This is a genomic window from Parafrankia soli, from assembly GCF_001854695.1.
GTDB classification, from domain to species: domain Bacteria; phylum Actinomycetota; class Actinomycetes; order Frankiales; family Frankiaceae; genus Parafrankia; species Parafrankia soli.
Genome location: NZ_MAXA01000102.1, coordinates 62,248 through 84,645, shown reverse-complemented (window position 1 = coordinate 84,645; position 22,398 = coordinate 62,248). Strand labels below are relative to the sequence as shown.

Genomic DNA, 22,398 nt, shown 5'->3' with positions numbered 1-22,398 from the left:
CGGCTCCTCGTTTGGCTGCCAATCGAACGATCCGCCAGGCGTACGAAGGTGGCCGCTCGTCCGCGTACCGGCGTCTGCGCCCCGAGGTGGGCCGCCGTCGGGTTGGCGGGCGGCGCGGTGGAGTCGTTCGTGGGTCGACGTTTCGAACCGGAAGGTGTGATTCGAAGAACATGATCATCCCTCTATCATGTCGATGTCGATCCGCTCCTTTGGGTGCGGTCGACACCCCACCACGAGCCCACCAAGACGGAGGGGACTTGCGCCATCGTCGCGGTTGCCTCGCGCGTCCGACGAACCAGGCGTGACAGTTCACCGTCTTCTCGTGGTAATACTAGACCCGTAAGTTTCTGCGGTCCGCTGACCTGAAGGAGAGTGGCATGGCTCAGAAGACCATCGTCTCGTTGATTGACGATCTCAGCGGAGAAGAGGCCGACGAGACGGTCCGGTTCGGACTGGACGGCGCACAGTATGAGATCGACCTGTCGGAGAAGAACGCCACCAAGTTGCGGGAGTCGTTGGCGCCGTTCGTCACCGCTGCCCGCCGTTCCGGTGGCCGGGCGGCCAGTGGCCGTCGCGGGGCGCGGGCCGCTTCGCGGCGTACCGGTGGAACCGACCGCACCGCCGACATTCGCGAGTGGGCGCGYAGCAACGGCTACACGGTGAGTGACCGGGGCCGTATCGCGTCGAACATCGTAGAGGCGTACGACAAGGCTCACTGAGCCGGGTCGCGACTGCTTTCCGGGTCGACGCGCCGAGCGGTTGACCCTGGTACTACCCGAGTACCACCGTGATAGCCGGTGGGTCTCCTCGGGCCGGCGGCCGAAGAAGACGTGATCATCTTATCGCGTCCCGGTTCCTGCCCATCGATCGACCGATGGGCAGGAACCGGACCACGGATCGCCGATTGCCGGCCGACGACCGTACTACGCTCGGGGGCGGTCAAATGGGCGGCCGGCCGGCTGGATCCTGTGTGGTTTCAGTGCCTGGCGGCCTCGCCGGCCATCCACTTTTCGACATCGTCGGCCGAGCGTGCGAGCGCGGCTGACATGTTCCGACTTCCATCCGGCGTGACCAGGATGTCGTCCTCTATCCGGACGCCGATCCCGCGCAGCTCCGGTGGAACAGTGAGGTCGTCCGGCTGGAAGTACAGCCCTGGTTCGACCGTCAGCACCATCCCGGCCTCCAGCGCGGCGTCGCGGTAGGTCTCGTCGCGCGCCTGCGCGCAGTCGTGCACGTCCAGCCCGAGCATGTGCGACGTGGAGTGCAGTGTGTAGCGCCGGTGCAGGCCGGCCCCGGGTGCTTTCGGATCCTCGTTGAGCGACTCTTCGACCGTGGCCGGCAGCAATCCCCAGTCGTGCAGCGCCTGCGCGATCACCCGCATCGCGGCCCGGTGCGGATCCAGGAAGGCGGCGCCGGGCCGGACCGCGTCTATCCCGGCCTGCTGGGCCCGGTAGACGACCTCGTGAACCTGGCGCTGCAGCGGGCTGAAGCGCCCGCTCACCGGCAGCGTCCGCGTCACATCGGCGGTGTACAGCGAGCGGCCCTCGACTCCCATGTCGAGAAGTGCCAGGTCACCGGGCCGCACTGGGCCGTCGTCGCGGACCCAGTGCAGGGTCGTGGCGTGCGGGCCGCAGGCCACGATGGAGCCGTATCCGACGTCGTTGCCGTCGACGCGGGCCCGTCGCCAGAAGGTTCCCTCCAGCCAGCGCTCCCCGTTGGGGAGCGTCGCCGCGCGGCCGAGCTCGCCCACGCACTCGGTGAAACCGAGCACGGTGGCCGCGACCGCCTCGTCCAGCCGGGCGATCTCGAAGTCGTCCTTGACCAGCCGGAGCTCGGACAGCACCTCGGCCAGCGCGGCGTCCCGGTCGGCGGACGAGCCGGTCGGCGACCACCGGCTCACCGCGCGGTCCACCCGGGCGTCCAGCCCGCGCACGACGCGGGTCCTGGCGGGCGCGAGACGGGCCAGCGCTTCGGGAAGCTCCGGCAGCGGCCGGCATTCGATGTCGAGAGCCGCTGTGGTCTCCCGTACACCGGGCCGGGGGCCCACCCACAGTTCGCCGTAACGGCGGTCCGTGTAGAACGCGGAACTTGATCGGTCGGATCGGTCAGCGAGATAGAGCACGGCGTCATGGTCGCCGGCAGCGGTGGGATGCAGGATCAGGACGGCGTCCGGTTCGTGACATCCGGTGAGCCAGAAGAAGTCACTGCCGGGGCGGAACGGGTAATCGGTGTCGTTCGCCCGGACGTGTAGCCCGCCGCTTGGTATGACAAGCGCTTCGGTGGGGAATCGGGTGGCCAGAAGCGAGCGCCGTTTCGTGGTGTAAGGGGCGCAGTCGTCACGCACCGCGACGGTGTCATCCACCGGCGCCCAGCCGCTCGCCATGAAACGCCTGAAGGCCGCGTGGGGTTCCTCGTCGTGCTTAGCCTGTCCGGTCCTGCCCGGTTCGTCCGCGGCTTGTTCCTCCGTCGTCGGACTGTCTGCGACGGTGGGGGGAGTCCCCGGTGCGATGGTTACCCCCGCCGGCTCCTGTGCCCGGGTTGTCCCGATGGTCGGTTCCGGAGATTCCAGATCCGGCTGGATCGATTTCCCCGGTGGTGCGGCGGGGGGCACCGGGAGCCCCGGTGTGCCGGTGTCCGGCGAAGATGCGACGCGTTCCACTTCCGCGCCGCCCGAAGCGGGAGTGGTCCGGTGTGCGACGTCGTCGGCCGTACCGCCGGGGGATCGCCCCGCGACCGGGTGTGAAGCTGGTGTTTGGTGGGACTGGGCACTCATGCCGCTAACGGTAGGCCGCTTCCGCCGTGCTCGGGTAGCGTCCTTCGCCGTGGCGACCACGGCCGGCCCGATGGCGGGACTTCTCATCGTCGATCTCACCCGGGTTTTGGCGGGTCCGTTCGCGACGATGATGTGCGCCGATCTCGGTGCCCGGGTCATCAAGGTCGAACGGCCGGGCGGCGGGACGACTCCCGTACCTACGGTCCGTTCATGGACGGCCGGTCGCTGTACTTCGCGCGGGTGAACCGTGGCAAGCAATCCGTCGTCCTGGATCTCAAGGACACGACGGACCGTGACCTTCTGTTGCGGATCGTCGACCGGGCTGATGTTCTGGTCGAGAACTTCCGCCCCGGGTGATGGACCGGCTGGGTCTCGGCGTCGATGTGCTCACCGCACGCAATCCCCGCCTCATATACGTCAGCATCTCCGGCTTCGGGCAAACGGGCCCGTGGCGGGAGCGGCCGGCATACGACTCCGTCGTGCAGGCGGCCTCGGGCATGGTGTCGATCATCGGACGCCCGGGCGAGGAGCCCGTCAAACCGGGTGTTCCGATCGCGGACCCGGCCGCCGGTCTCTATGCTTTCGGCGCCATCGGGGCCGCGCTGCAGGGCCGGAGCACCACCGGCCGCGGAACTCATCTCGAGATTGCCATGTTCGACGCGACGGTCACCCTGCTGGAGGGCGCCGCGCTGTCATATCTCGCGACCGGCGTCACTCCGCCACGGATCGGAAACGCCCACTACTCCATCGCCCCCTTTGACACGTTCGCGTGCGCGGGCGGCAGCATCATGATCTGCGCGGCCAACGACAACCTCTTCGGCCGGCTGTGCGCGGTGGTCGAGCGGCCCGACCTCGCCGCCAACCCGAGGTTCCGCACCAACGGCGACCGGCTCCGGGAACGCGAAGCGTTCAAGACGGAGATCGAGGCGACCCTGCGCCGGCAGGAGCCGGACCACTGGTTGAAGGCACTGCAGGCCGCGGGCGTTCCCTGTGGTCCGATCAATGATGTTCCGGCCGCGGTCGACTCCGCGCGGACGAGCGCCCGCCGGATGGTGATCGAGGCCGGCGGCCTCCCGCCGCCCGGTAATCCCATCAAGGCCGCCGGATATCCGGACCCGCTCGAACGTCCCGCGCCCGCGCCCGCGCCCGCGCTCGACGCGGACGGCGCGCCGTGCGGGCGGAGTTCACGGGCCCCGCCACCGGCTGACCCGTCCCGCGGCCCGACCGGCCGTCCCGACTGCCGGGCGCGGCGCGGCATGGCGCGGCGTGGCCTTGCCTGCGCGGCCTGGCCGGCCCGGCTGATCGGCCTGGCCGGCGGGTCGGCCTGCCGTCGCTACCGCCTCCCGCCGGAGCGTGCGAGGCTGGGACAGAACGGGCAGCCCGGTTCCCGATATCGCAGATGGCCCGAAACAAGCGGTGACAGCACCGACCGGACTGCCGGACTACAGGCAACACCGTCGGATGTCGGCAGAGATACCGGTACAACGGAGCAAGCCGGCGGAACACCGGTAGAACAGTGATGGGCCGACGTGGAGGTCCGCGGGTCGCCCAGGCGGCGGTCCCGGGGGCTGGCCGCGGCGGTCCGATGGGTACCGAGTGGTACAGCACCGGCCAACCCGGTGTGAGCGTCGGACGAGATCCCGACCACCGCCCCGCCGTCGCCTCGATGCGGCCGGCGGCGCGGCGGGCAGGCGGTCTGCGGCGTGAACCTGTCGGGACCGCCGGGAACGATGATCCTCGTGCCCGGCGGGTGAGCGAGGGGAACGTGGCCATGACCTGGCCTCCGAACAGTGGCGATCCGGACGGCCGGGACCCGCGCGACCGCCGTCGTCCACCGCCCGGCGCCGGATCCGGCCGCCCCGGGTACCCAGGTCAGGGCCAGGGCCGTCCACCGGTTCCCGGCCGCCCGCCGCAGGAGCGCCCGGCGCGGGACAGGCGCGACCGCCCGGTGCAGGGACGTTCGGTGCAGGGACGTCCGGCACGGGACCGACCGGCCGCCGGCGAGGAGAACTGGCCGGCGGGAGCCTGGCCGCGCCACGAGCCCCGCTCGGCTCCCGCGCCGATCCCGCCCACCCGCCGGCTGCCTCCGCCGGGCGCCACCGACGGCGGGCGGACCTGGCCCGCCCCGAACGACGGGCCCGGCGGATACCGCGCGCCGGTCGGCCCGGGGCCCGGGTACGGCGGCCCGCGCGGGCCGTACGACACCCCGGGCGAGGACCTGCCCGCGGAGGAGCCACGCCGCCCGGTGAGCGGTGTGCGCCGGACGGTGACCCTGGTGGCCGCCATCGTCTCGGTGGCCGTCCTGGTCGTCGCCACGGGCGGCTGGGCCGTGCTGCGCCACTACGACGGCAAGGTGAACCACATCGAGCTCACGTTCTCCGACTCGGCCGCGCGGCCCTCCGCCGCCGGCGGAGGCACCCAGAACATCCTGCTGGTGGGCTCGGACACCCGCGCGGGCACCGGGGGCGAGTTCGGTCAGACCGAGGGGCAGCGCTCGGACACCACGATCCTCGCCCACCTCGACGCCGACGGCTCGACGACCCTGGTGTCCTTCCCCCGCGACCTGTGGGTGCAGATCCCGGGCTACACCGGCTCCGACGGCACCCAGCACGACGCGCAGAAGTCCAAGCTCAACGCGGCGTTCGCCTACGGCGGGCCGTCCCTGCTGGTCCGGACCATCGAGACGCTCACCAACATCCGGATCGACCACTACCTCGAGATCGACTTCCTGGGCTTCCAGGCGATGACGGACGCGCTCGGTGGCGTCACCGTCTGCGTGAAGGAGCTGACGCCCGAGCTCAAGGCGCAGGGCTTCGACAACCTCAACGACCGGTATTCCGGCTGGCACGGCCAGGTCGGCAACAACACGCTCACCGGTGAGCAGGCGCTGGCCTTCGTCCGGCAGCGTTACGGCCTGCCCGGCAGCGACCTCGACCGCATCCACCGCCAGCAGCAGTTCCTCGGCGCGGTGTTCCGCGAGGTCGCCTCCACCGGAACCCTGCTCAACCCGCGCAAGCTGCTCGACGTCGTGGACGCGGCCACCTCCGCGCTGACCCTGGACGACCACACCTCGCTCACCGATCTACGCCTGCTCGCCGTCCGGATGCAGGGCATCAGCACCGGTGGGGTCACCTTCGCGACCGTCCCGGCCACGCCGTCACAGGCCGGCGGGCAGTCCGTGCTCGTGGCGAAGACCGACGAGCTGACGACGCTGCTCGCCGGGATCGGCGGCTCCCCGCCGCAGGCCGCCGGGCCCCCCGCGCTCGACCCCGCCGGCTCGCCGTCCGGCTCGACGGCGGCCTCGATGGCCTCGGCGGCCTCCGTGGGCGCTACGGCCGCGTCCGGTGCAGTGCCGGCGTCCGGTACCGGCCACGGTTCGGTGGTCACCGCGGACCTGCGCGCCACCGGCGGGCGGCCCGTGGGCGGCGCGGTGACCCTGGCCCAGGCCACCCCCGAGCCGTCCGGCGGGGTGGGCTGCACCTACTGACGCGGGGAGCCGAACCCTGTCGCGGACGACCCGGGCCCTGCGGTGGGGGACCGGGTCGTGCCGCGGGGGCTGAGTCCTAACGTGGGGGAGTCGAGCCCGGCCGGTCTGGCCGGGCCTTGGCGTGCCGCGGGACGCGGCGCTGGCGCGGGGGGCGCTCGTCGATCGCCGCGTTCAGCTCGGCGCCGAGCAGCACGGCCAGCGCCGTGATGTAGAAGAACAGCAGCGCGGCGACGGGCGCGCCGAGCGAGCCGTATACCAGCTCGTTGCTGAAGACCAGCTCCAGGTACATTCGCAGCAGGTAGCTGCCCACCAGCCACAGGAAGAGCGCGAGCGCCGCTCCGGGTAGTGCCCGGCGCCAGGACCGCCGCACGGGCAGCGCCAGGTGGTAGAGCGTCGTCAGCATCGCCAGCGACACCACCCCGACCACCGGCCAGAAAAGAATCTTCAGCAGGTCGTCGACCACCGGGTGACGGCCGGAGTTGAGCATGTCCGACAGCAGGCCGGGCCCGAGGACGAGCGCGGGCAGCAGCAGGACGCCCGTCGCCACCTGGGCCAGGAACAGCCCGAGCGCGAGCAGGCGGCTGCGGACCGCCGAGCGGAGCTCCCGCTGGCCGTAGGCGATCGTGATGGTGTTCACGAACGTCGCCATCGCCGTGGATCCCGTCCACAGCGACAGCACGAAACCGATGGAGATGACGTCCGGGCGGCCGCGGGAGAGGATCTCGTCGATCGTCGGCCGGACGGTGTCGTCGACCACCGACGCCGTCAGCAGGTTGTCGGCGCCGTCCAGGATGCTCAGGCGGACGTTGTCGAGGGCGTCGCCGCCGAGGAGGTCCCCGATGTAGCCGATCGTGCCCAGCAGCGCCAGGAGCAGCGGGGGCATCGACAGCAGCTGCCAGAAGCCGGCTTCGGCGGCGAGACCGAGAACACGGTGCCGCCAGGCGTTTGCGACGGTCGTCCGCGCCAGGCGCAGGGCCCCCCAGGGGACCCATGACCTTGGTTGCAGCAGCCGGCGGGCAAGATCACGCACCGCCGCGCCGCGGTCGGGCCCACCGGCACCCATGCATGCCCGTAACCAGCGCAGCGCCAACAGCGCCCGCCGGGCCGGGTCCCGCATGCCGGGGCGGGCCGTCGGACCAGGTCCACCCGCTGGGGGGGCCATGGCCGGCACCGCATCGTTCCCAGTGGTGGACACGCGCCCCACCGTATGACTATCGGCCCGCGGTTCCGGTGAGGGTGTCCTTGCGCCGGATGATGGTCGTCGTACCGGCCCGGTGGCCACGACACCGGGCCGGTGACGAGTCGAGGGCATGCCACGTGATCATGGCATGCCCTCGGGAGTCAGTCGTGTCAGGAGACGCTCAGCTTGTCGGTCTCGTCGTGGTACTCGACTGCGACCGAGCGGAGCTTGGAGTCGTGAGACTTCGCGTGATGGCGGCAGAAGAGCAGATCTCCGCCCCCAGGCAGAACGACCCGGACGTAGGCCTGGGCGCCACACCTGTCGCAACGGTCGAGGTTGGTCAGCGTCGGCATCGTGGTAGTCCCTGTCACACCTTCTCCAACTGTGTTGAGCGGCCAGACGTTCCGCCTGGCCATGTGACGGTTTACTCACAGCCGGCTCTCTCGGCGTCGTTGCATCCAGAGCGGCCTCCGCCCCCGGTGCCTCCTCGTGGCGGACCGGTGACGAATCTCGGGTTCGACCCCCTCCTAGGGCCGGCGGGCGCCGAACACGATGTCGTCCCATGCTGGCACCGACTTGCGTCCGCGTCGACCGCCTGCGGGACGTTCGCCGCTACGACCTGCCGCCGGCTGCCGTCCGCGGTTGCCCGCGGCGGCCTGCTGGGCGGCCCGTGCGGCCTGCTGGGCGGCCTCTGTGGCGGTGTCGTCGACCGCGGCGGCGGTGGTCTCCGCCGTGGTCTCGAACTCGCTGTCGGCCGCGGTGGACGGCTCGGCGGAGTGCTCCGCCGCGGTGGAGTCGGGGCGCGCGGGGCGGCCCGCCGGGCCGCCCTCGGCCCGGGCCGGTGTGGCCCGGCCCGCTGCCGGCCGGCGCGGTGCTCCGCCGCGCCCCGGGGCAGCGGCGCCTCGGCCGCCACCAGCCGGAGCCGCCGAGGCCGCGGTGCCGCCGTCCAGGTCCTCAGCGGCTGCCGCGAGCGCCCCGAGTGAACGGGCACCGCCAGCGGTGCGGGCGACAGCTGGCCGGCGGGCGGCGGTGGCCGCCGGACGGCGCGGCACCCGCTCCACCGGCGTCGTGGGTTCCCGTGCCGGCTCCGCGGCCGCAGGCGGCACGACCGCGGCCGGTCGGAGCACCGGCTGCCCTGTCGGCGCGGGAGCCGCAGGCTGCCCGGCCCCGCCGGGCGCGGCCTCGCTCACCGACCGGTCGCCGCCGTCCTCGGTGTCCTCGTCGTCGTCTTCGTCTTCGTCGTCCTCGTCCAGACCGGCGGCGTGCGCGGCCTGAACGGTCTCCTCCGGGTCGGCCGAGCCGCCCGGGGTGTCCTGGGCGTCCTCGCTCGGGATGCCGGGCTCGGCCGCTTCCGGCGCCGGGGCGAGGGCCGCCTCGGCCACCGCGACCAGGTCTGTCCTGGTGGACTCCATGTCAGCCGCGCCGGCGTGGCTGAACTCCGCCTCGTTGGCCGCCGCCGCGTCGACGGCGGTGGCGGCCACCTCGGAGTACTCGGTATCCGGGTTTGGCAGCGATCTCGGCTCGGCCGCCGGTGTCGGCGGTGGAACGGCCCGCTCCCGGGAGCCGAACCGGCTCGGGGGCGTGGTGCGCCGGCCTCCCGCGCCGCTGTGCCGCCCGGACAGGCCCGGGGCCCCACCCTGGACCGCCGGCCACGCACCGGGCATGCTGCGCCGTGCCGCGCCGGCCGTACGGCTCGCGGTGGGGGCGGCCACCGGGCCCTGGTACTCGTCCGGGCCAGCCTGGTCCGGCGAGGTGCCGTGGCCGCCGGCTCCCTGCCCCGTGTTCGCCCGCGTCGCGGCGTCCTGGCCGGCGGCTTCCTGGGCGGAGCCTCCGTAGCCGGAGGCTTCGTAGCCGGTGTTCTCGTAGCCGGGGGTCGCGTAGTCGGGCGCCCCGTGGTCAGGAGTGGTGTGGTCCGTGGCGTAGTCGTCGCCGGCCCGCTCGGCCGGGCGGCGGTCCGGAGACTCACCCGCGGGCCCCTGGGCCGGCGACGGCCCGTACCCCGGCGCAGCCGCGCTGGGGAGGTAGCCCGTCCCGTTGACAGCCGCCGGAGCGGGGAAGGCCGAGGGGGGAGCCGTCGAGGGCTGCGTTCCCGGAAGCTGCTGGCCGGGTCCACCGGCCGCGGACTGCGTCGGGTAGGCGGCCGCCGCGCCCTGGTCGTGCACCAGGGTCAGCGCCGGGCCGGCGGCGCGCACGGGCGGCTGCGCCGGCTGCGGGGCGGGCGGCTCCGCCGATTCGGGGGCGACCAGCGCCCGGGCCGCGTCGTCGTGCGGGCGCACCCGGCGCACCACCGGGTCCCACGTCCACCGGGCGCACCTGCTGTCCGAGGTGAGCTGGACCAGCCAGATCCCGTCCACCCGGCGCCAGGCGTCCCACTGGGCGGTGTCCGGGTCGTCCTGCACGCTGAGCAGCCGTGCGTCGACCACCTCGCCGAGGGGACGGCCGGGCACCCCGCCCGGATCCTTGGGCAGCAGCGCGGCGCGCGCCTCCTGGACCACCCGGGCGCGTTCGGCCAGCACCGGCCCCTCGTAGCGCTCGACCCGCTCCACCGGGATGCCCGCGGCCCGCGCGACGTCGGCGGCGGTCTCACCGGCCCGAAGTCGGGCCTGGATCTCACGGGGGGTCAGCGCGCTTTCCGCGCGTACTTCACTACGTCGGGCTCCGCGCAGCGCCGCGCGCAGCCGATCGTCCACCGCGACGCGGAACTGTTCCGCATCCGCGCGCCCGGCGGCGTCGGCGAGCACGAGATAACCGCCGTCCTCGCTGAGTGCGACCGCCCGCAGCTCGCGCATGGCGCCTTCTCCTCCCGTCGATCTCCTGCCGTGCGGCCGGCCCGGCACGGTGTCCGTGCCGGGCCGGCCGCACGGCGGCCGAGCGTGCGGGGTGCCCTGTCGGACACCCCGAGGGCGCACCGGCGCACGAGTGCGCGCGAAACCGCCTCGCTGCCATGCGTCCCGGTAGATGACAGCCTGCCATCGATGGCGCCGGACGGTCGCATTGCGGCGGGCGACACGCACAGTCTGACCCTCTCTGAGGGTTCTGAACACGTCGGGGGCCCGTCCCGTGCCCGGGTGTGACGCATCACCGCCCCGGCGCCCACCCGGCCGGGCGGCATGATCGTGCCCACCCGCCGGGCGCCGGGGCCGGCGCTCAGGGGCGACGGCCGCCGGGCGGCCGGGTCGCCGGCCCGCGCCGTCGGGCCGGGCGCGGGGCGGGCCGGGCGCGGGTCTGGTCACCGCCGGCGTACAGCGCCGCCCCGACGACGCCCGCCTCGTTCTGGAGCTGGGCGGGCACCACCTTCGTGCGCAGTTCGAGGTGGTCGAAGAACTTCTCCGCCTTCCGGCTGGCGCCGCCGCCGATGATGATCAGATCCGGCCACAACAGGGCCTCGAGGGTGCTCAGGTAGCGGTTGACCCGCTTGGCCCACTTCTCCCAGGAGAGATCCTCACGCTCCCGGACGGCCTCGGACGCCCGCGTCTCCGCGTCGTGGCCCTGGATCTCCAGGTGCCCCAGCTCGGTGTTCGGTACGAGCTGGCCGTGCAGGAACAGCGCCGTCCCGATCCCGGTGCCGAACGTCGTCATGACGACGAGGCCGGAGGTGTCACGGCCGGCGCCGAACGCCATCTCGGCCACCCCGGCGGCGTCGGCGTCGTTGACGACGGCGACCTCCGAGCCGGCCAGTGCCGGCCCGAGTGCCCCGCCGAGCACCGCGGAGACGTCGGTGTCGATCCAGGCCTCGTCGACGTTCGCGGCGGTGCGGGCGACCCCGGACTTGATCACCGCCGGGAACGTGGCGCCGACCGGGCCCGTCCACTCGAAGTGCGCGACGACCTCCGCGACGGTCCGCGCGACCGACTCCGGGTCCGCGGGCTGCGGCGTCGGGAGCCGGAACCGCGGCGCAGCCAGCGTGCCGTCCTCGATGTCGACCGGGGCGCCCTTGATGCCCGTCCCACCGATGTCGACCCCGAAGACCCGCATTGCGCCGTCCTCCCGCATGTGTCGCTGTACGTCGCTCTCCTGGCGGCGGCGCGGCCTCCCGGCGGGAGCCCGCGACCTCCGGTACCTCCGGCGGAGGCGAGGGAATCAGTGAGGCCCGGCGCGGCGGGCACCGAGCGGTCGTGCCCCGGACCCCGGGTGCCGCGTCGTGCCGAGCCGTGCCTGGCCTGGTTGTGCCTGTCGTAGTTTCGCAGGCCCGCCCGACGCCGTGGCGGCGGCGGGCGCTTTCGGTGGTGAGCCCGGTCTCCGGCGGACGTCCATGCCGCTCCAGGCGGGACCGGAGATCGCCCGGGGTGGGCCGGACAACGCGTGTGTCCTGTTCTGAGGGCACCTACTCTGATGAGATGCGGTTGACCGATTCCCACGGGCGGGTCGCCACCGACCTTCGGGTGTCGCTGACCGACCGGTGCAACCTCCGCTGCAGCTACTGCATGCCCGCCGAGGGGCTCGACTGGCTGCCGAATCCGCTGCTCCTCACCGACGACGAGATCCTGCGGCTGGTCACGATCGCGGTGGCCCGGCTGGGCGTCACCGAGATCCGGCTGACCGGCGGCGAGCCCACGCTGCGTCCGGGGCTGGTGCGCCTGGTCGAGCGGATGGCGGCGCTCTCGCCCCGGCCCGAGCTCTCGCTCACCACCAACGGCCTGCGCCTGGCCGGCCTGGCCGGCCCGCTCGCCGCCGCCGGCCTGGACCGCGTCAACGTCTCCCTGGACACGCTTCGCCCGGAGCGCTTCGCCCGGATCACCCGCCGGAACCGGCTCGACGACGTCCTGGCCGGCCTCGCCGCCGCGGCCGACGCCGGGCTGATCCCGGTGAAGGTGAACGCGGTGCTCCTCCGTGGCCTGAACGACGACGAGGCCGCGCCGCTGCTGCGCTGGTGCCTCGCGCGCGGCTACGAGCTGCGCTTCATCGAACAGATGCCGCTGGACGCCCAGCACGGCTGGCGCCGCACCGAGATGATCACGGCCGGCGAGATCCTGACCCGGCTGGAGGCGGAGTTCGTCCTGACCGCGTTGCCGGGGCGGGGGAGCGCACCCGCAGAGCTGTTCGCCGTCGACGGGGGGCCGGGCACCGTCGGGGTGATCGGCTCGGTGTCCGCGCCGTTCTGCGCGGCCTGCGACCGGGTCCGGCTCACCGCGGACGGGCAGGTCCGCAACTGCCTGTTCGCCCGGGACGAATCCGACCTGCGCGGCCCGATGCGGTCCGGCGCCACCGACGACGACCTCGCCGACCGCTGGGTCCGCGCGGTGTGGGGGAAACACGCCGGCCACGGCATCGACACGCCGGGCTTCCACCAGCCGGCCCGGCCGATGTCGGCGATCGGCGGGTGACATCACTCTCGCCGTCGCCGTCGGGGGAGCTGGGTGAACCGTGGGACGCACTGGTCCTCGCCGGCGGCCACTCCCAGCGGCTCGGCGGCCAGGACAAGGCCAGCGCCGTTGTCGGTGGCCTGCGGCTGCTGGACAGGGTGCTCGCCGCCGCCGGCGCGGCCGAGCGGATCGTCATCGTCGGGCCGCCGCGCCCGGCCCGGCCCGGTTCCCGGTCGGTCCGCTGGACCCGCGAGGACCCGCCGGGCGGCGGGCCGGTCGCCGCCATCGCCGCCGGGCTGCGGCTCGTCGAGGCCCCGCTGGTAGCGGTACTCGCGGTCGACCTGCCCTTCATCGGCGCCGCGGAGCTCGCCGACCTTCTCGGATCGCTGCGCGGCGAGCCACCGGGTCACCGTGACGCCGACGTGGCGGTGCTGGCCGATCCGGCGGGCCGGCCGCAGTACCTTGCGGCGGCCTGGGGCACCGCCGCGCTGCGCGCCGCCCTGCCGGCGGACCCGACGGGCCGCTCGGTGCGCTCGCTGCTGGCCGGGCGGGATGTGCGGACCGTCCCCGCCACCGCCGACGCCTGCCTTGACTGCGACGACCCGGCGTCGCTGGCGGCGGCCCGGGCCCGGGCGGTCCCCGGAACGCACGGCTCGGGCACGATGCCCTGATGACAGACGACAACGAGGCGGGCGGGCCCTCGGCGGCCGAGCGCCCCGCAAGCACTGGTGCGGCGGCCGCACCCGGGGCGGCCGGTGGCGAGGCTCAGCGTCTCGGCGACGTTCTGGACGAGTGGGTGAGTCGGGCGAGCACCGCGCTCGGCCTGGAACCCGGTTCCGTGGACGCCACGCTCATCCTCGATCTCGCCCGGGATGTCGCCCACGGCGTCGCGCGCCCCGCCGCCCCGCTGACGGGGTTCCTGGTCGGGCTGGCCGCCGGCCGCCGTGGCGGCAGCGCCGCCGACGTCCGAGCCGCCGCGGACACGGTGCTGGCCCTCCTACCCGAGCACGACTCCAAGCACGACGGCTAGTGCACGACGGCTAGTGCATGCGGACGGGGCCGGTCTCGTCCAGGTAGCCGCGCATGTCGATGGCCATCGTGTGGACGTCCTCGGCGTCTGGTTCGGGGACGTCCTCGGCGTCGTCGCGGGGGTAGCCGAAGGTGAGGCGCGGCAGCATCTGGGTGGGGGCGTCGACGAGCCCGGGCGCGGCCTCGATCAGCCCGGACTCCCAGTCGAGCTCGCGGCCGCTCAGCGGGCCGGAGGGCAGGTTCCGCGTGGCCGGTGACGTCGTGACGATCACGTAGTCCAGCACGCCGAGAGCGGCGATGACGACGAGGGCCGGCAGCGCCGCGAGTGGGCGCCACACCGTCAGGCCAACCATCACGAACACGGCCACCACGGTCAGGCCGCCGACGATGTGCCTGCGCACCGGGGGTAGCGCTGGAACCTTGCGGCCGCGCCGGTAATGCGCCATGCACCACAGTGTGCCCCCGTCGCCGGAACTGTCCAGACGGTGGGGTGTTGTCAACCGCCCGACTGGCGGCAGACAGAGACGCGACGCAGGGTGGAACCCGACGTCGGAAGCGAACCGGGGGAGCCGGCCGTGACAGCGGAGGGTACCCGCAATGCCTCTTTCTGGTGAAGGCTCTTCGGCGGTGYGCCGGAATGAGTCACACTTACCGTGGGAAATGAGAGATCCATGGCCCGACCCGCCGGTCAACGGTGTATCCATGGCCCGGCGTCGCACCATGGGATCGACCTCGCGAGGCTGGAGGATCGCCGTGGAGGTTACAAGTCGTGGCCGCTGGCCGCGACCGCTGCCACGACCCCGGCCAGGGTCGAGGCCGAGGCCAGCCCCGGTACTGGCCGTCGCCGCGGTGGTGGCGCTGCTCGTCCTGATCTCCGGGTGCGGGGCGTCTAGTTACGACTATGTGACGAACAAAGATGACGGCGCGTTCCTGAAGGTGCCGGCGGCCTGGACGTATCAGGAGATGCCCGGGCCGGCCCTGTTCGGCATCGACGCCCGCAATGTGAGCCCCGAGATGTTGCGCGGCCTGATGTCACGCGAGTGGGTCGTCGGGCTGGATGCCGCCGAGAAGTTCGACGAGACCAGTCTGTTCGTTCCCGACGCGCCGCTGCCGAAGGGCTTCGTCCAGGTTCGGCATCTTCTTCCGGAGGAGGCCAATGCGGTCTCCACGAACGACCTGCGCAACTTCGTGGTCACCGTCGACGACGCGGTCGCGGCGCAGGAGGAGGCCGTCCGCCAGGACCCGTACGGCGCGCGCCTCGCGCCCAGCTTCCTGCTCCTGGCCGACGAGAAGGTGGCGCAGGACAGCGGCGTCCACGGCGTGCACCTGATCTACCAGGTCGCCACCGCGGCCGGGCTGGTCACCATCGACCAGACCAGCCTGCTGGACCAGAACCAGACCGTGCTCTACCAGCTCGTCCTGGCCTGTTCAGCGCTCTGCTACACCCAGCACGGGGGGCAGATCGGCGAGGTCACGGGCTCGTTCACCATCAAGCCGACGGACCGAGGGCAGTAGGCATGAGCGCAACCGACCGGGCGACCAGTTCGGGTTCCTCCGCGCCCGCGGGGGAGACCACCGCGGGCGACGCCGCTTCCGACTCCTCGACCGCGCCGCGCCGACGTCCCGCGGCGCTGTGGGACAGAACCAAGTTCCTGCTCCTGCTCGGCGCGCTCTTCGCCTTCGTGGTCGCGGCGGACGTCTCCGGCAACCCGCTGATGACCTGGGGCGACGCGTTCCGCATCCAGTCGCGGTCGAGCTGGTGGATCCTGGCCCTGTTCGGGCTCGAGGTGGTCCACCAGATCCACATCTTCCTCGGCGAGCGGTCGTCGCGGTACTACGTGTTCTGGACGGACAAGGTGTTCGGCCGCGCCGAGCGCCGGCTGCTGCGCTTCAACGACTGGAACCGGTACCGGGCCAGCCGGGCACTGAAGGTCGTGGCCGCGTTCGCGCTGTTCCTGTTCGTCTACGCGCGCATCGTCGACCAGTCCATCTTCGAGGCGACGGTCGGCCTGCCCGGCGCGGCGTGGAAGGCCATCCCGCTCGTCCTGCAGATGGTGCTGCTGCTGGTGGTCGTCGTCGGGCAGTTCGTCGCCATCTTCTGGTTCCTCTCCAAGGGCGGCGTCGAGGTCTACTTCCCCGAGGACATCAAGACCCGCTTCGCCGACGTCTGGGGCCAGGACCACGTCGTCAGCCGGGTCCAGGAGAACGTCTTCTACCTGGAGCGCCCCGAGGAGATCGAGGACAGGGGCGGTTACGTCCCCGGCGGCATTCTGCTGTGGGGCCCGCCCGGCACGGGCAAGACGCTGATCGCCGAGGCGGTGGCCGGCGAGACGGGCAAGCCCTACGTCTTCGTCGACCCGGGCGCCTTCTCGGCGATGTTCATGGGCGTCGGCATCATGAAGGTGAAGTCGCTGTTCCGCAAGCTGCGCAAGCTGTCACTGCGCTACGGTGGCGTGATCGTCTTCTTCGACGAGGCCGACACGCTCGGCAACCGTGGTCAGCTCGCCGGTGGCTTCAGTGGCGGCGGCAAGCTCGGCGCGGGAGCGGCGGCCTTCTCCACCGGGCACAACCCGTTCGGCGTGCCGGTGGGCGCGGAGTCCGTGGACGCCTGCAACGGCTTCTCCTACCTGGACTCGTTCGCCCGGGCCCAGATCGCCCGCGACCACGCCCAGCGCGAGAACTTCGTCATGGGCGGGGGGATGGGCGGGTCCGGTGCCGACGGGACCCTGCAGGCCCTGCTCACCGAGATGTCCGGCCTGAAGAAGCCCCGCGGATTCCTCAACCGGGTCGTCCGGCGGACCCTCGGCATGCGTCCGAAGCCGCCGCCGAAGTACCGCATCCTGGTGATGATGGCGACGAACATGCCCCAGTCGCTGGACGAGGCGCTGCTGCGGCCCGGGCGCATCGACCGCATCTACAAGGTCGGCTACCCCAGCAAGGAGGGCCGGATCCGGACCTTCGAGGGCTATCTGGCCAAGGTGCGCCACGAGCTGACCCCGGACCAGGTCGAGCGCCTCGCCATCATGAGCCCGGAGGCCACCGGCGCCACGATCAAGGACACGGTGAACGAGGCGCTGGTGCAGGCCGTCAAGGACGGCCGCGAGATCATCACCTGGCAGGACATGCTGCGGGCCCGGGTGGTCAAGGAGTACGGCCTCGCCGACGACCACGAGCACATCGCCCGCGAGCGGCACAGCATCGCGCTGCACGAGGCCTGCCACGCCGTCGTCGCCTACCGCACCCAGCGCGGACGGGTCATCGACCTGGCGACCATCGAGCGGCGTGGCGGAGTCGGCGGGTTCGTCGCGCACGTCGCGGTCGAGGACCGCATGTTCATGTGGAAGTCGGAGATCGAGGTCCAGGTGATGGTCTCCCTCGCCTCGCTCGCCGGCGAGCGGATGTTCTTCGACGGCGACAACACCGTGGGTGTCGGTGGTGACCTGCGCAGCGCCACCCTGCTGGTGTCGAGCAACATCTCCTCGGCCGCGATGGGCGAGACGCTCGCGTCCCGGCTGAGCATGATCGAGCACCAGATGGGCCAGGCGTCCATCGACTCGGACCGGCCCTTCGGTGAGCAGGTCGAGGCCAAGCTGCGGGAGATCTACGCCCGCACCGAGGCCGTCCTGTCCGCGAACCGGCGCGAGGTGCTGTCCCTCACCCATGCGCTGGAGACCCACAAGACGATCACCGGCGAGGACGTCGAGGCCATCATGGAGGGGACGGTCGGCCCGACGGTCGACGGCCGCCGCTACATGGAACCGGGGTTCATGGCCGTCGCGGAGGACTACCACCGCTCGGCGGTCCAGGCACACCGCGGGATGCACCACGACGATCTCCGGGAGCTTCCCGAACTCGGCCGGGCAGCCGCCCGCGGGGCGCCCTCCGTGCCACGGGCACTCCCGGAGGGCCCCTCCACCGCCAACTGACGTCGCCGCCGCCCCGCCCCGCCCCGCCACGCCACGGGCACTGGCCGGGCGGTGCCGATCGGTGTCGGTGTTCGGTGTCGGTGTTCGGTGGTGCCGGGCGGTGCCGGCGCCGGTCGGAGCCCTGGCCGCGCGCCACTCGCCTTTTGGTTTCCTTCTCGCCGTTTTGTAGCCAGATTCGGCGGAATCCGGCCCGAAACAGCGAGAAGGGCGCCAAAGGGCGAGCAGGTTCCCTCGATATCCGGGGTGTTTTGCCCGATAGATGGCGGTCTGGGTAGTCCCGTGGTCGGGGCAGTCCCGCGGTGATGAGGCCGCCTTTGCCTCTTGCGCGGGCGAGACCGCGTGAACGGCTGGTCTCCTCGCGTTCAATCTACGACCCCCGACCCCCGACCTCGGACCCTGACCCCCGACCCCCGACCTCGGACCCCGACCCCCGACCTCGGACCCCCGAGCCGTGATCTCCGAGCCCCGGCGCGGGGTGTCAGACGTCCTGGAGAGCCGGCCCGCGCTGCGGTGCGGCCGCCGCGCTCAGAACACCCGCGACCGGGTTACCGAGCACGGTGTCGGTCGGCGCGGACGCAGTTGGGTCATCCGACATCGCGGTGCCTCCCGCCGTGCCAGCGTCGCCCACTGTGCCAGCGTCGCCTGCCGTGCCAGCGCGGTGTGTGGGGCCGGCGGTGAGCGCTGTGTCAGCGTCTCCTGCTGCGTCAGCGTCGCTCACTGTGCCAGCGATGAGAGCGGTGCCACCGGCGAGCGTTGCGTCCGCGTCGAGCGCGGTGCCGTCTGCGGTGACGATGCCTGTGGCGAGTGGCGGGTCGACGCCTGGCGCGGCCGGTGGTCCGGGGCTGGCCGCGGCCGCCGGGACAGCCTGCGCGCGCGCCGCCTGGCTGCGCAGGGACGCCGCCGCGAAGGCGGATCCGGCCAACGCCGCCACGCCGGCCATCGCCAGGCCGGCCCGCGCACCGAACGTCTCGGACACCCAGCCCGCGATCGGGCCGCCGACCGGGGTCGAGCCGAGGAACGCCACCGACCACAGGGCCATCACCCGGCCACGCATCTCCGGTGCCGCGGAGAGTTGCACGGTCGCGTTGCCGGTGGAGATGAACGCGACGCTCGCCGCGCCGACCACCACGAGCGCGGCGACCTCCAGCGCCAGCACCGGGGCCGCGGCTGCTACCAGGGTGACCACGCCGAACACCCCGGAGGTGACCGCCAGGGCCGGGATCCCCACCCGCCGGTGCCGGGCGACGACCAGGCCACCGGCCACGGCCCCCGCACCCATCGCGCCGGTGAGAAGGCTGTACGTCGCGGCCGACCCGTCAAAGGTCTCACGTGCCACGAGCGGCAGCACGACCTGGAACTCGTAGGACAACGCTCCGATCACGGCCATCATGAGCAGCGGGATCCGCAGGCTCGGCGTCCGCATCGCGTAGGCGAGCCCGGAGCGCACCTGCCCCGGTGCCCGCGGCACGGGACGTCGGCGCACCAGCGCCGCGGTGTCGATCCGCTGCAGCGCGATGACCACGGCGACGAACGAGGCGCCGTTCAGCAGGAAACAGCCGCTGGTGCCGACCAGGCTGATGAGGATGCCGGCGATGCCCGGCCCGACGACCCGGGCCGCGTTCATGGTCACCGAGTTCAGCGTGACGGCGTTGGGCAGGAACTCCGACCCCACCATCTCCTGGACGAAGCTCTGCCGCGCCGGGTTGTCCACCGCGCTGGTCATCCCGATCGCCGCCGCGACGGCGGCGACCATCCACAGCTGGGCCGTGCCCGTCAGGTCCAGGACGCCGAGCAGGACGGCGAGGGAACCGAGAATGATCTGGGTGGTGATCAGGAGCCTGCGGGTGTTCGAGCGGTCGGCGATCAGCCCGCCGTAGGCGCCGAACAGCAGCACGGGCAGGAACTGGGCCGCGGTGACGAGCCCGAGTTCGGTGCCGGACGCGCCGAGCGACAGCACCAGCCAGCCCAGGGCGATCATCTGCATCCAGGTCCCGCAGAGCGAGACCACCTGACCGCCGAGGAAGAGGCGGAAGTTCGGTACCTGTAGGGCGGCGAAGGTGCCTGTGGACGACAGCGCCCGGGTGCCTGCCTCCTCCGCGCCTCCTGCGCTCGTCCTCGACGTGACCTGGTCCGAACGACTCATGCGGTGCACCTCCGAGGTTCCCAACACGCCCCGGCCGATATTTATTTCGCGCAGCTAAGTATTTCGTGGGCGGGTGGGAACGAGGGTGGAGCAGGGTGGCTCGGGGGCGCGGATCGGTCATGTATCCGGGCCGTGGCTTGGTGGCTGGGTGATGATGCCCTAGCATTCGAACATGTGTTCGACAGTCTCGGTGTGGCCGGGTGGGCAGGCGCTGCCCGCAGGCGGGGCAGGGGCCGCCGGTAGGGCAGGCCCCGTCGGCAGGGCCTGCGGAGGTGGCGGGCGTGGGGTGGCGCCGCACACGGGGCGTTCAGTGAGTGGAGTGCGGGTGTCGGACAGGAGGCGGCCGTGAAGGATCTCGACGCGCAGGTGGCCCGGCTGGCGGCCGTGGATCCCGGAGAGGTGCCGGACGCCGAGCTCGCCCTGCTGGTGACGGACGTGCGCCGGCTCGTCGACGCCACCGACGCCTGCTGGGTCCGTCTGCTCGCGGAGTTCGACCGGCGCGAACTGTGGAACCTCGACGGTGCCCGGTCGGCGGCCGCCTGGCTGCGCCGGGAGTGCAGGCTTGTCCACCCCACGACGACCTCGGCGCTTACGGTGGCGCGCGCGCTGCGATCCCTGCCGGTGACCGCGGAGGCCTTCCGGACGGGCACGATCAGCTTCGACCACGTCCGCGCCATCGCCCCCGCGCTGGAGGCCGCGCGCGGCGAGCTCGCGCGCAGCGCCGACCCGATCTTCGCCCGCGCGGCCCTGTGGATGAACCCCCGTCAGATGGGCAACGTCGTCCGGACGTGGATCCGCCTGGCCGAGTCGGAGAGCCCACGGCTCCCGGGCGGGTCTGAGCCCCCTGGGTCGTGACGGGCCACTGCGCCGGGCGGGCCCACTGCGCCGGGCGGGCTCGGTGGGCCGCGACGGCGTCCGGTGGCGAGGCCCGGGAGCACGGGCCGGAGGGCGACAGCCCCGAGATGAGACGTGGCGGCCGGGGGAGTCCAGGGACTCGCCCGGCCGCCACGTCTCGAAGTCCAGCGCCGCTGAAGTCCAGCACCGTCGAGGGCCGGAGCCGTCGAGGGCCGGCGCCCCGGCCGGCGGGCCGGGCGGAGCGGGAGGAACTACAGAGGGATGTTGCCGTGAACGTTCTTGTCCACCCGGGCCGCGGCGACCGCGTCGGCGAGCGCGGCCGCGACCGCCCCGCGGGTCGTCGCCGGTGTGACGACCGCGTCCACCACGCCCAGCTCCACCGCGCGGTCGATCCCGCCGACGGTGCGGACGTGCTCCTCGGCCAGCTCGGCCATCACGTCCGGGCGGCGCTGGGCGGGCACCTCGGCCAGCTGCCGGCGGTGCAGGATGCCGACCGCGGCCTCCGCCCCCATGACCGCGAGCTGCGCGGTCGGCCACGCGTAGACCGCGGTCGCGCCCAGGCAGCGGGCGTTCATCGCGATGTACGCGCCGCCGTAGGCCTTGCGGGTGACGACGGTGACCCGGGGCACGGTGCACTCGGAGAAGGCGTAGAGCAGTTTCGCGCCGCGCCGGACCACACCCTCCCACTCCTGGCCCACGCCGGGCAGGTAGCCGGGGACGTCGACGAGCACCACGAGCGGGATCCCGAACGAGTCGCACATCCGCACGAACCGCGAGGCCTTCTCCGCCGAGAGCGCGTCGAGGCAGCCACCGCGGCGCAGCGGGTTGTTCGCCACCACGCCGACCGTCCGCCCGCCGAGGCGGCCGAGGGCCGTGACGATGTTGCGCGCCCACTTGGGGTGCAGCTCGACGACCTCGTCGTCGAGCAGGCCGGCGACGAGCGGTCGCACGTCGTAGGCGCGGCGGGGGTTCTCCGGCAGCAGATCGCCGAGCTCACGCTCGGCGACGTGGCCGATGGAGCCCTGGTCGGCCAGCAGCGCGGTGATCGCGCGGGTCCGGTCGAACGCGGCGTCGTCGGTGTCGCAGGCGAGGTGGACGACTCCGCTGCGGGTCGAGTGGACCTCGGGGCCGCCGAGGCTGTCGGCCGTGCACTCCTCGCCGGTCACCGAGCGGACGACGTCCGGGCCGGTGACGAAGACCTTCGCGTCGGGCCCGGTGATGACCAGGTCGGTGAGCGCCGGGCCGTAGGCGGCGCCGCCGGCCGCGGCCCCGAGGACCAGCGAGATCTGTGGCACCCGTCCCGAGGCTCGGACCGTCGCCGCGAACACCCGGCCGACGCCGTCGAGCGAGGCCACACCCTCCTGCAGGCGGGCGCCCCCGGAGTGCCAGATACCGATCACGGGGCAGCTCATCCGGACGGCCGACTCGATCGCGTGCACGATGCGCGCGCAGCCGTCCCGGCCCATCGCGCCGCCCTGGACCGTGGGGTCGGTGGCGAAGGCGACGACCTCGTTGCCGTCGACGAGGCCCTGGCCGGCCACGACACCCGAACCGTCGGCGGAGGCGAACAGCGAGAGCGTGTCCGGGTCGAAGAAGCGGCTCAGCCGCGAGACGGGAGTTCGGGAATCGGTGCGGTCGATGGTGGACAGACTCACCGTAGGTCTCCTTGGTTGAGCGGTATCAGCCTGCTCCTGCGCAGATG

The 22,398-nt window shown here is 72.9% G+C and carries 17 protein-coding genes and 1 pseudogene; 10 read left to right on the top strand and 8 right to left on the bottom strand.

Going from position 1 to position 22,398, the window contains the following annotated elements; translation table 11 throughout:
• Positions 1 to 377: 377 nt before the first annotated feature.
• Positions 378 to 719 carry a histone-like nucleoid-structuring protein Lsr2 gene (locus BBK14_RS10195; RefSeq protein WP_006542630.1) on the top strand — a complete coding sequence of 114 codons (342 nt, stop codon included), beginning with the start codon at positions 378 to 380 and terminating at the stop codon, positions 717 to 719.
• A gap of 257 nt (positions 720 to 976) precedes the next feature.
• Here the strand turns inward: BBK14_RS10195 and BBK14_RS10190 are convergent, their stop codons facing one another.
• Positions 977 to 2,383 (bottom strand): aminopeptidase P family protein, encoded by a 1,407-nt coding sequence (locus tag BBK14_RS10190; protein WP_071061332.1) that lies wholly within the window; start codon positions 2,381 to 2,383, stop codon positions 977 to 979.
• Here BBK14_RS10190 and BBK14_RS42120 point away from each other — a divergent pair.
• From BBK14_RS42120 to BBK14_RS10180, 3 genes and pseudogenes are all read left to right on the top strand, one after another.
• Positions 2,382 to 3,017, top strand: a complete 636-nt coding sequence (locus BBK14_RS42120) for a CoA transferase (protein ID WP_420849141.1) — start codon at positions 2,382 to 2,384, stop codon at positions 3,015 to 3,017. The genes BBK14_RS10190 and BBK14_RS42120 overlap by 2 nt on opposite strands.
• Positions 2,984 to 4,293 (top strand): annotated as a pseudogene (locus tag BBK14_RS10185) (CaiB/BaiF CoA transferase family protein). The gene BBK14_RS42120 and the pseudogene BBK14_RS10185 overlap by 34 nt, the downstream one beginning before the upstream one ends.
• Positions 4,294 to 4,736: 443 nt before the next feature.
• Positions 4,737 to 6,260 (top strand): LCP family protein, encoded by a 1,524-nt coding sequence (locus BBK14_RS10180; RefSeq protein WP_420849140.1) that lies wholly within the window; start codon positions 4,737 to 4,739, stop codon positions 6,258 to 6,260.
• Between the two features lie 76 nt (positions 6,261 to 6,336).
• Here the strand turns inward: BBK14_RS10180 and BBK14_RS10175 are convergent, their stop codons facing one another.
• From BBK14_RS10175 to ppgK, 4 genes are all read right to left on the bottom strand, one after another.
• Positions 6,337 to 7,422, bottom strand: coding sequence for a YihY/virulence factor BrkB family protein (locus BBK14_RS10175; RefSeq protein WP_071061328.1), 1,086 nt, complete (start codon positions 7,420 to 7,422; stop codon positions 6,337 to 6,339).
• Between the two features lie 188 nt (positions 7,423 to 7,610).
• Positions 7,611 to 7,811 (bottom strand): DUF7455 domain-containing protein, encoded by a 201-nt coding sequence (locus BBK14_RS10170; protein WP_020458878.1) that lies wholly within the window; start codon positions 7,809 to 7,811, stop codon positions 7,611 to 7,613.
• 156 nt (positions 7,812 to 7,967) lie between these two features.
• Positions 7,968 to 10,229, bottom strand: coding sequence for a septation protein SepH (gene sepH, locus BBK14_RS10165; protein WP_071061327.1), 2,262 nt, complete (start codon positions 10,227 to 10,229; stop codon positions 7,968 to 7,970).
• Positions 10,230 to 10,587: 358 nt separating this feature from the next.
• Entirely contained in the window at positions 10,588 to 11,415 is an 828-nt protein-coding gene (gene ppgK / locus BBK14_RS10160) for a polyphosphate--glucose phosphotransferase (RefSeq protein WP_041253742.1), read from the bottom strand.
• Positions 11,416 to 11,777: 362 nt separating this feature from the next.
• Between ppgK and moaA the strand changes: the two genes are divergently transcribed.
• Genes moaA through BBK14_RS10145 form a run of 3 tightly spaced genes read left to right on the top strand, consistent with a single transcriptional unit; the run spans position 11,778 to position 13,773 of the window.
• Positions 11,778 to 12,764 carry a GTP 3',8-cyclase MoaA gene (moaA, locus tag BBK14_RS10155; protein ID WP_071061326.1) on the top strand — a complete coding sequence of 329 codons (987 nt, stop codon included), beginning with the start codon at positions 11,778 to 11,780 and terminating at the stop codon, positions 12,762 to 12,764.
• Complete coding sequence (mobA, locus tag BBK14_RS10150) at positions 12,761 to 13,414, top strand: molybdenum cofactor guanylyltransferase (protein ID WP_071061325.1); 654 nt, start codon at positions 12,761 to 12,763, stop codon at positions 13,412 to 13,414. The genes moaA and mobA overlap by 4 nt, the downstream gene beginning before the upstream one ends.
• On the top strand, positions 13,414 to 13,773 hold the full coding sequence (locus BBK14_RS10145) for a DUF6457 domain-containing protein (RefSeq protein WP_071061324.1): 360 nt from the start codon (positions 13,414 to 13,416) through the stop codon (positions 13,771 to 13,773). Before mobA ends, BBK14_RS10145 begins: the two co-directional genes overlap by 1 nt.
• Positions 13,774 to 13,783: 10 nt before the next feature.
• Here the strand turns inward: BBK14_RS10145 and BBK14_RS10140 are convergent, their stop codons facing one another.
• The gene (locus BBK14_RS10140) at positions 13,784 to 14,218 is read right to left on the bottom strand and encodes a hypothetical protein (protein WP_071061323.1); all 435 of its coding nucleotides are present in this window, start codon (positions 14,216 to 14,218) and stop codon (positions 13,784 to 13,786) included.
• Positions 14,219 to 14,621: 403 nt separating this feature from the next.
• On the opposite strand from BBK14_RS10140, the gene BBK14_RS10135 reads away from it, so the two are divergent.
• Positions 14,622 to 15,287 carry a hypothetical protein gene (locus BBK14_RS10135; protein WP_071061321.1) on the top strand — a complete coding sequence of 222 codons (666 nt, stop codon included), beginning with the start codon at positions 14,622 to 14,624 and terminating at the stop codon, positions 15,285 to 15,287.
• 2 nt (positions 15,288 to 15,289) lie between these two features.
• On the top strand, positions 15,290 to 17,698 hold the full coding sequence (locus BBK14_RS10130; protein WP_071061319.1) for an AAA family ATPase: 2,409 nt from the start codon (positions 15,290 to 15,292) through the stop codon (positions 17,696 to 17,698).
• A gap of 478 nt (positions 17,699 to 18,176) precedes the next feature.
• Here BBK14_RS10130 and BBK14_RS10125 read toward each other — a convergent pair whose 3' ends face one another.
• Positions 18,177 to 19,841, bottom strand: a complete 1,665-nt coding sequence (locus BBK14_RS10125) for an MFS transporter (RefSeq protein ID WP_338045446.1) — start codon at positions 19,839 to 19,841, stop codon at positions 18,177 to 18,179.
• 345 nt (positions 19,842 to 20,186) lie between these two features.
• On the opposite strand from BBK14_RS10125, the gene BBK14_RS10120 reads away from it, so the two are divergent.
• Positions 20,187 to 20,696, top strand: coding sequence for a DUF222 domain-containing protein (locus BBK14_RS10120; protein WP_071061317.1), 510 nt, complete (start codon positions 20,187 to 20,189; stop codon positions 20,694 to 20,696).
• A gap of 251 nt (positions 20,697 to 20,947) precedes the next feature.
• Here BBK14_RS10120 and BBK14_RS10115 read toward each other — a convergent pair whose 3' ends face one another.
• On the bottom strand, positions 20,948 to 22,351 hold the full coding sequence (locus tag BBK14_RS10115; RefSeq protein WP_041253743.1) for an acyl-CoA carboxylase subunit beta: 1,404 nt from the start codon (positions 22,349 to 22,351) through the stop codon (positions 20,948 to 20,950).
• Positions 22,352 to 22,398 lie beyond the last annotated feature (47 nt).